Annotated in this window: 7 protein-coding genes and 3 riboswitches; of the genes, 3 read left to right on the forward strand and 4 right to left on the reverse strand. The window is 39.4% G+C overall.

The features are described from left to right. Window positions 1–387: 387 nt before the first annotated feature. The 4 genes from WYK_RS05095 to WYK_RS05110 are packed head-to-tail and all read right to left on the reverse strand — an operon-like array spanning window position 388 to window position 4133. A complete protein-coding gene (locus WYK_RS05095; protein ID WP_040373509.1) occupies window positions 388–1593 on the reverse strand; it encodes a M20 family metallopeptidase in 1206 nt (401 codons plus the stop codon). A 21-nt stretch (window positions 1594–1614) separates the two neighbouring features. Beyond that, complete coding sequence (locus WYK_RS05100; protein ID WP_040373510.1) at window positions 1615–2445, reverse strand: MetQ/NlpA family ABC transporter substrate-binding protein; 831 nt, start codon at window positions 2443–2445, stop codon at window positions 1615–1617. 16 nt (window positions 2446–2461) lie between these two features. Beyond that, window positions 2462–3112, reverse strand: a complete 651-nt coding sequence (locus WYK_RS05105; protein ID WP_040373511.1) for a methionine ABC transporter permease — start codon at window positions 3110–3112, stop codon at window positions 2462–2464. Continuing rightward, window positions 3102–4133 (reverse strand): methionine ABC transporter ATP-binding protein, encoded by a 1032-nt coding sequence (locus WYK_RS05110; protein ID WP_040373512.1) that lies wholly within the window; start codon window positions 4131–4133, stop codon window positions 3102–3104. Before WYK_RS05110 ends, WYK_RS05105 begins: the two co-directional genes overlap by 11 nt. Window positions 4134–4208: 75 nt before the next feature. Continuing rightward, window positions 4209–4309: riboswitch (SAM riboswitch) on the reverse strand. Window positions 4310–4393: 84 nt separating this feature from the next. Next, window positions 4394–4498: riboswitch (SAM riboswitch) on the reverse strand. Between the two features lie 189 nt (window positions 4499–4687). After that, window positions 4688–4789, forward strand: a riboswitch (SAM riboswitch). A 59-nt stretch (window positions 4790–4848) separates the two neighbouring features. Between WYK_RS05110 and WYK_RS05115 the strand changes: the two genes are divergently transcribed. The 3 genes from WYK_RS05115 (at window position 4849) to WYK_RS05120 (ending at window position 7306) form a co-directional block, all read left to right on the forward strand. Continuing rightward, entirely contained in the window at window positions 4849–5604 is a 756-nt protein-coding gene (locus tag WYK_RS05115) for an alpha/beta hydrolase (protein WP_040373513.1), read from the forward strand. Between the two features lie 71 nt (window positions 5605–5675). Further along, entirely contained in the window at window positions 5676–5840 is a 165-nt protein-coding gene (locus WYK_RS23745; RefSeq protein ID WP_081704767.1) for a CsbD family protein, read from the forward strand. A 326-nt stretch (window positions 5841–6166) separates the two neighbouring features. Continuing rightward, a complete protein-coding gene (locus WYK_RS05120; protein ID WP_040373514.1) occupies window positions 6167–7306 on the forward strand; it encodes a PP2C family protein-serine/threonine phosphatase in 1140 nt (379 codons plus the stop codon). Window positions 7307–7312: the final 6 nt, after the last annotated feature.

The following is a 7312-nucleotide window of genomic DNA, read 5'->3' on the forward strand; positions in this document are numbered from 1 at the left end:
TTTCAGCTGCGAATCATTCGTCAGCTACAAGAATTAGTATAACATGATTACGAACAGTTGTCAACTTCTGCGAAGTTTATAACTTATTTTTAATCGCCGTGTTTCTCAGCGACTACTTTATCTTACCATCATCCAAGTAAGAAGTCAATAAGTTTTTTTAAGAATGTTTCTTCTTAAGCTACGCTTCAGCATCCCTGCGGCATGCATGTTATTGTTTTTTCAAGGCCGCTGTGTTGGCGACTTACTAATAATACTCCCTCCTGCTTTTTATGTCAACCACTTTCTTTCATTGAATTAGTAAATGTCTACTTCCTTCTATAATAAACTGTATCCCCATGTACTAAAAAGCGTGCATCTCACACGGAGATACACGCTTTTTGTTTCATTCTACTTTCTTGCTTCCGCAAACTCTTCTTTAATCGTTTTTAACAACTCTGGGTCAGTTACTAATGTAAGAGCAATAATAGCAAGGGCTTTGGCACCCGTAATGAGCGCTTCATCACCTTTAGGTGATCTAGCTGCTTCTCTAAATTCATTAGTATGGGCGACAAGTTCGCTGCCTCCAATTTTAATATATGGATGAATAGTAGGAACGACCTGACTTATATTTCCGCCGTCAGTTGAACCTAAGCCCTTTCCTTCACTAGGGAACAATGTTTCACCAAGGCTTTCTAATACCTTCCCTGCCGCTTCATCAAAGCTGTTGTTTAATAAAAAGTTATCGATTTGATTTTGGAAGGCGATCACATTTACCTTTGCTCCTGTAGCCAGCGCAGCTCCTTCAGCAATAGCCTTCACCTTACTTGTGACTGCATCTAGGGTTTGGCGAGTAGCTGCTCTAATATAGAATCTTGCTTTTGCATAATCCGGGACAATATTAGGAGCATCTCCCCCATCAGTAATAATTCCATGGATACGCACATCACTTGAAAGGTGCTGTCTCAGTGCATTAATACCATTAAATAGTTGAATCACACCGTCTAAAGCATTAATTCCTTCTTCAGGAGATGCTGCTGCATGAGCAGACTTTCCGATAAACTCAAAGTCAAGCGGGTCAACAGCAAGTGTCTCACAGGTCACTCTTGTTTCATTACCAGGGTGGATCATCATGAAGGCATCAATTCCATCGGTTAGTCCATGTTTCACAAAGCTTCCCTTTGCACTGCCATTAGGGCCGCCTTCTTCTGCGGGTGTACCAAAAACGACGGCTTCTCCTCCTGTTTCTTCTATTACCTTACTAAAAGCGATGGCTGCTGCCGTACTAGTTGTTCCGATAATATTGTGACCACAAGCATGACCGAGTCCAGGTAAAGCGTCATATTCTGCTAAGAAACCAATGACCGGACCTCCTGGCTTTGCGGCTTTCTTTCTAGCGATAAAAGCTGTTTCATGTCCAGCTACATTACTTTCAATTGTAAATCCTTCTGATACAAGAAGACTTTTTAGTAATTCTGAAGCAAAGTATTCTTGATTGCCAATTTCCGGACGCTCATGAATTTGGTGACTAGTAGTGAGATAGATTTGTTTATTCTTTTCAATACTCGAGATGATACTAGCTTTTAGTAGGTCTATATCATGTGTAATCGTGGTCATAGTATCTCTTCCTTCCCCTTTTTAATAATCAATCTCACTCAATGGGACAAATGTTGGAATTTGTGCTCCCTTGAATTCTGTTTCTATTAGTTTCGCTACATCATCTTCTTGGTAAAGCTCTGCAATGCGTTTTAATACGTCACGATTTTTGTCCTCTGTTCGAGCGGCAATAATGTTTATATACGGTTTTGCCGTTGCGTCCTCATGAAAAATGGAATCTTTGATAGGATCAAACCCTGCATCCACAGCAATTCCGTTATTAATAATGGATGCATCTACATCTGGCAAGACACGCGGTGTTTGCCCAGCTACCACTGGTTCAATCTTAATGTTCTTTGGATTTTTCAGGATTTTATCTAAAGATCCATTGCCATCAAAATCCTCAGGTAACGTAATCAATCCAGCTTCTTGTAAAAGTAAAAAGGCTCTACCCATATTAGTGGCTTCGTTCGGTACTGCAATTGTGGCACCATCCGGAATATCTTCTATGCTTTTGTGTTTTTCTGAGTATAGACCCATCGGTGCAATGACCGTTGTGGCGACCGGCGCGAGATCTAAATTACGTTCTTTAATAAATGCATTGAAATACGACACTGTTTGAAAAGAATTTGCATCTAAATCTCCCTCTGCCAGCGCAACATTTGGCTGCACATAATCAGAGAAACTCACGAGTTTAATTTCAATTCCTTCTTTTTCAGCTTTTTCGGCTACATATTTCCAAACTCGATCATCTGTCCCGCTAATACCAATTTTCACGGTTTCTTTCTTGTCCCCTGATCCTTCACTATCTCCACAAGCACTCAATACGGTCGAAAATACAGCTAATATGATAAATAAGAATAATTTTTTCATGTTTGCACTCTCCTCGTTAGTTTCTTCTAATTTTTTTCGCAAGTATATTTCCAAATGTCTGCATTCCTTGAACCATTAGAATAAGAATCACCACAGTAATTACCATGACCTGTGTATCAAATCGTTGATATCCATATGTAATCGCTAAATCACCTAGGCCTCCACCTCCAACAGCTCCAGCCATCGCAGAGGCACCAATCAAACCAATCGTCGCGATAGTAATCTCCAGAATAAGTGAACTTAACGCTTCAGGTATAAGGAATCGAAAAATAATTTGAAAAGGCGTTGCTCCCATCGCCTCAGCCGCCTCAATGACCCCTGAATCAACTTCGAGTAAGGAGTTTTCAATTAACCTCGCAATATACGGTCCAGAATAAAAGACCAAAGGTACGACTGCTGCAGCAGTTCCAATTGAAGAACCTACTAATAATCTGGTTAAGGGCACGATTGCTACCATTAAGATAATAAATGGAATGGAACGGAAGATATTAACCACAGTACTTAGGATAGAAAAGATAAATCTATTTTCGAATAGATGCCCTTTTCTCGTGACCACCAATAAAATGCCGAGCGGAAGACCGATGATTACCGCAAATAATAGTGAAATGCTAACCATTGAAATAGTTTCCCAAAAAGCTTCGATAATTTCTTCATTACTAACTCGCATCTGCAATTACCTCCCGTATGCTGACGTTCTCCTGCTGAATATGCAGATAAGCTCGTTTAATTTCATTTTCTTGTCCACGTAGTTCAACAATTAAATGTCCAAATGGGACTCCTTGAAGCTCGGTAATATTCCCAAACAACACATTAATATCAACATCAAACTTCTTAGCAATTTTCGATAATAAAGGCTGCCCAGAAGAAGCTCCTACAAAATTGATTTTAAACAGCTTTCCATTTGGATTATGTTCTTGAACAAGATTCCTGACTGATTCTGGAATGGAATCATTAAGGACAGAATGAACAAAGTTTTGCGCTGTTTTCGTTTGGGGATTTGAAAATATATCAAAGACAGTACCAGATTCAATGATTTCCCCGCCTTCGATCACAGCCACTTTGTCGCAAACATCTCGTATCACAGACATTTCATGTGTAATCATTAAGATCGTTATCTTATATTCGGCATTAATTTTTTTCAAAAGTTTTAAAATCGAGCCAGTTGTTTGTGGGTCAAGTGCCGATGTTGCTTCATCACAAAGCAGAATCGATGGCTGTGTAGCCAGCGCCCGCGCAATCCCAACACGTTGTTTTTGTCCACCTGAAAGTTGTTCCGGATAGGCACCTGCCTTATCGCTTAAGCCAACAAACTTTAGCAATTCTTCTACACGCTGTTTGATTTGTTTCTTCGGTGCTCCTTCTAATACCAATGGCATAGCGATATTAGCAAACACTGTTTTTGACTGCAGGAGATTAAAATGCTGAAAGACCATCCCAATATTCCTTTTTACTTTTCGGATATTAGCAGGGGTTAGCGTTAATAGGTCTTGCCCATCAACTAGTACTCTTCCTCCTGTCGGCTTTTCTAAGAAATTAACACAGCGGATTAATGTACTTTTACCAGCACCGCTGAAGCCAATTACTCCAAATATCTCTCCTTTTTCTATGGTTAAGTTAATTCCATTAAGAGCTTTAAACGTTTTGTCTTTCGTGCGGTATTCTTTCTCCAATCCTTCGAATGTAATCATGATGTGCCCCCAATCTCAATTAAAAAGACCCTCTTCTAAATAAGAAGAGGGTCTGCGCAGCCCAAAGACTGCCTCTTCTTATCTTTTCAAGCTTAAAGCTTGCTGGAATTGGCACGGTACCTGCGTCCGCTGCCGAAGCTTCATTGGGCCAGTCCCTCAGCTTCTCTGGATAAGAAATATATATAGTTGGTTAAACTTTTCAAACAAAAAACCTCTTCTGCAAATAGAAGAGGTTCCAATCATAATGACCGATCAGTACGCTCTTATCTACCAAGCTATGCTTGTTGGAAGTAGCACAGTATTCTTAAAAGAATCTGCTGCTGAGGTATCGACGGGCCAAATCCCTACACCTCTCTTGATAAGAATGCATATTAAGTTAATACAATCTTACAAACACTGACACTGTTTGTCAAGATGTTTATTGACTATTCTATTTTTTAGAACCATTTAAACAATTCGTTTTATTCTGGTCTTGACATATTTTCAGGCTTCATGATAGGATTTAAACCAAGTAAACAAGTGGGAATAATTTTTCGAGTAATTCCCTTCATACACGTGTATCAAGAGTGAACGAGAGAACTGGCTCCTAGACTTCACAGCAACCTCCAAACGGAAAGGTGCTCCTACCAGCAAAGCTATGCTTTGGTTGATGAAATCGGTTAAAACCCTCTTCTCAACTAGAAGAAGGTTTTTTATTTTGAAAGGAGAATTTCTTATGTCAAACTCGACGATTATTTCCGGCGCTGAATCATTCTTCATACCTGGAAACGATACTGGGATTCTAATCTGTCACGGTTTTAATGGTACCCCGCAGAGTATTGCCTATATTGGTGAATGTTTCGCTAAGGCGGGATTCACTGTATATGCCCCGCTTCTAAAAGGACACGGTACGTGCGCAGAAGATATGGAGACGTGTTGTTACCAAGAGTGGATTCAAAATATAGAAGATGCCTACAATACACTGAAGAAAACCTGTTCAAATATAGTTGTGATCGGTCAGTCAATGGGGGGCGCATTAGCCTTAACATTAGCAGCAAGGGAAGCATGCAGCGGTATTATTACGCTAAACGCTGCCCTTGAAGTCCCTTGGTACGAAACATTTAAACACGCCGACGCACCTAGGTTCATTTCTGAAGGAAAACCTGATATTCATGATCCGACTGCGTATGAAATTACCTACCCCTCAGTTCCACTTAAAGCAGTTCAACAATTACTGCTTTTAATGCAGGATTTGCGGCAAAAACTCCATCACGTTTCCTGTCCTGTTCTCATATGCAGCTCACCTGATGATCATGTCGTTCCAGCTTATTGCTCGATGGAGATTTTCCAGAGCATCTCTTCCTCTGAGAAGGAACGTATGGATTTACCTTCTTCCTATCATGTAGCATCCCTAGACTATGATAAGGAAAAAATTGTGGAGGCATCCCTTTCCTTTATAGAGCGGCATGTTCTTAAAAAAATGGCCTCATAATAATCGACAATTGTTTACTCTCTTCCTAATCCGGGTAAAGAACATTATCACGCTAAGAGGAGGAATTTTTTATGAGTGGATTATCTGATAAGGTAAAAGGCACTGTAAATAAAGTTAAAGGCGAGGCCAAAGATCAAGCTGGTAACGCACAGAATGATCCTTCCCTACAAGCAGAAGGAAAAGCAGATAAAGTAAAAGGCAGTATTCAAAAAGGTATCGGAAAATTAAAAGATTAAGGTATAACCATATAAAAACCGGCTCCCTAAGTGGAGCCGGTTTTTTGGATTCGAAAAATTTATATGCCTTTTAGGTTTATTTTTATTTCAACAGGGTAAATGAAATGTATATTGGTTTTTCTCTCATGGCTCTTTTGACTTGAGCCATGTTTTTTTATGGTTGCTTATCTTGATTTTTCAACACTCTCTAAATTATATTTGTAAACAAAAGTACGTTATAATTAAAGTATCACGCCATTATCTAACAAATAACCTAAACCTACTTGATTCTAAATCCTATAAGAATATATACGTATTTTTTGTTAAGGTTAAAGGAGAAGCAGAGAATGAAAATTCTAATCGTAGATGACAATCAGGTAAATCTTTTTGTTATAGAAAAAATTTTAAAGCGCGCCGGCTATGAAGATTTTACCTCCCTGACTTCCGCTCAGGAAATGTATGATTATTTAGAGATAGACGGCCCAAATAAAGAATCATCAGTCGATATTATTCTCCTCGACATTATGATGCCTGATATTGATGGAATTACAGCTTGCAGGAAGCTTCAAAGTATTCCACATTTAAAAGATATCCCAGTCATCTTTGTTACCGCCCTTGAAGATTCTAATAAGGTGGCAGAAGCTTTAGATGTCGGCGGAATTGATTACATATTAAAACCTATCAATAAAGTGGATCTACTCGCACGAATTCGAGTAGGTCTTCGTCTAAAATATGAAAAAGACTGGCATCGAATGCAGGAAGAAAAAATCCGTAATGAGCTTGACTTATCCATGCAGGTACAAAGCAGTTTATTGAGTGAACCGGTGGCAAAGGATAAGCTGCTCATTAAGGCGTCTTATTTACCTGCGAACAAACTTGCGGGTGACATGTATTACTGGCATCAAATCGATAAAGATCGTTACGCTGTAATCCTATTAGATATGATGGGACATGGAATTACTGCTTCACTCGTATGCATGTTTATTTCTTCTGTATTGCGCGATGCGATTCGTACTTATACAGACCCTACAGTCGTCATAACTGAATTAAACCGGTGGATGAATCTTCTTAATAAAGAAGATAATGAAGTTCACTATTATTTCACGGCTATCTATATGATCATTGATACCAACGAGAAAACAGTGGAATATGTGAATGCCGGGCATCCTCCTGGTTTTGCCATGATTGATGATGAAGAGATTCATCCTCTATCCACTGGAAGCTGTCCCGTCGGATTTTTCCCTGAAATGAAAATTGAGAAAGCTACTCTTTCCTACAAAGATAAAATTCAACTGCTTTTATTTACCGATGGTGTAATGGAAGCCGTTGAAAAAGACGGAATTGATGGTCTTGAACAACTGAAGGCAGTCATTTCAGAGAAATGGCTCGATTGTTCGGACGAAGAGCCAATAAACTTCGTCATGCCCCAAGAACTCCAAAAAGATCAACCCGACGATATGTGCGTGGTGTTTATCCAAGCTCATTAAAAAAAC

The organism is Peribacillus psychrosaccharolyticus ATCC 23296 (genome assembly GCF_000305495.1).
Classification (GTDB): domain Bacteria; phylum Bacillota; class Bacilli; order Bacillales; family DSM-1321; genus Peribacillus; species Peribacillus psychrosaccharolyticus.

What these genes read in the sequence shown, in the direction of transcription:
- WYK_RS05095 (WP_040373509.1), bottom strand. Translation starts at nt 1,593, where the DNA reads ATGACCACGATTACACATGATATAGACCTACTAAAAGCTAGTATCATC.
- WYK_RS05105 (WP_040373511.1), bottom strand. Translation starts at nt 3,112, where the DNA reads ATGCGAGTTAGTAATGAAGAAATTATCGAAGCTTTTTGGGAAACTATT.
- WYK_RS05110 (WP_040373512.1), bottom strand. Translation starts at nt 4,133, where the DNA reads ATGATTACATTCGAAGGATTGGAGAAAGAATACCGCACGAAAGACAAA.
- WYK_RS05120 (WP_040373514.1), top strand. Translation starts at nt 6,167, where the DNA reads ATGAAAATTCTAATCGTAGATGACAATCAGGTAAATCTTTTTGTTATA.
- WYK_RS23745 (WP_081704767.1), top strand. Translation starts at nt 5,676, where the DNA reads ATGAGTGGATTATCTGATAAGGTAAAAGGCACTGTAAATAAAGTTAAA.
- WYK_RS05100 (WP_040373510.1), bottom strand. Translation starts at nt 2,445, where the DNA reads ATGAAAAAATTATTCTTATTTATCATATTAGCTGTATTTTCGACCGTA.
- WYK_RS05115 (WP_040373513.1), top strand. Translation starts at nt 4,849, where the DNA reads ATGTCAAACTCGACGATTATTTCCGGCGCTGAATCATTCTTCATACCT.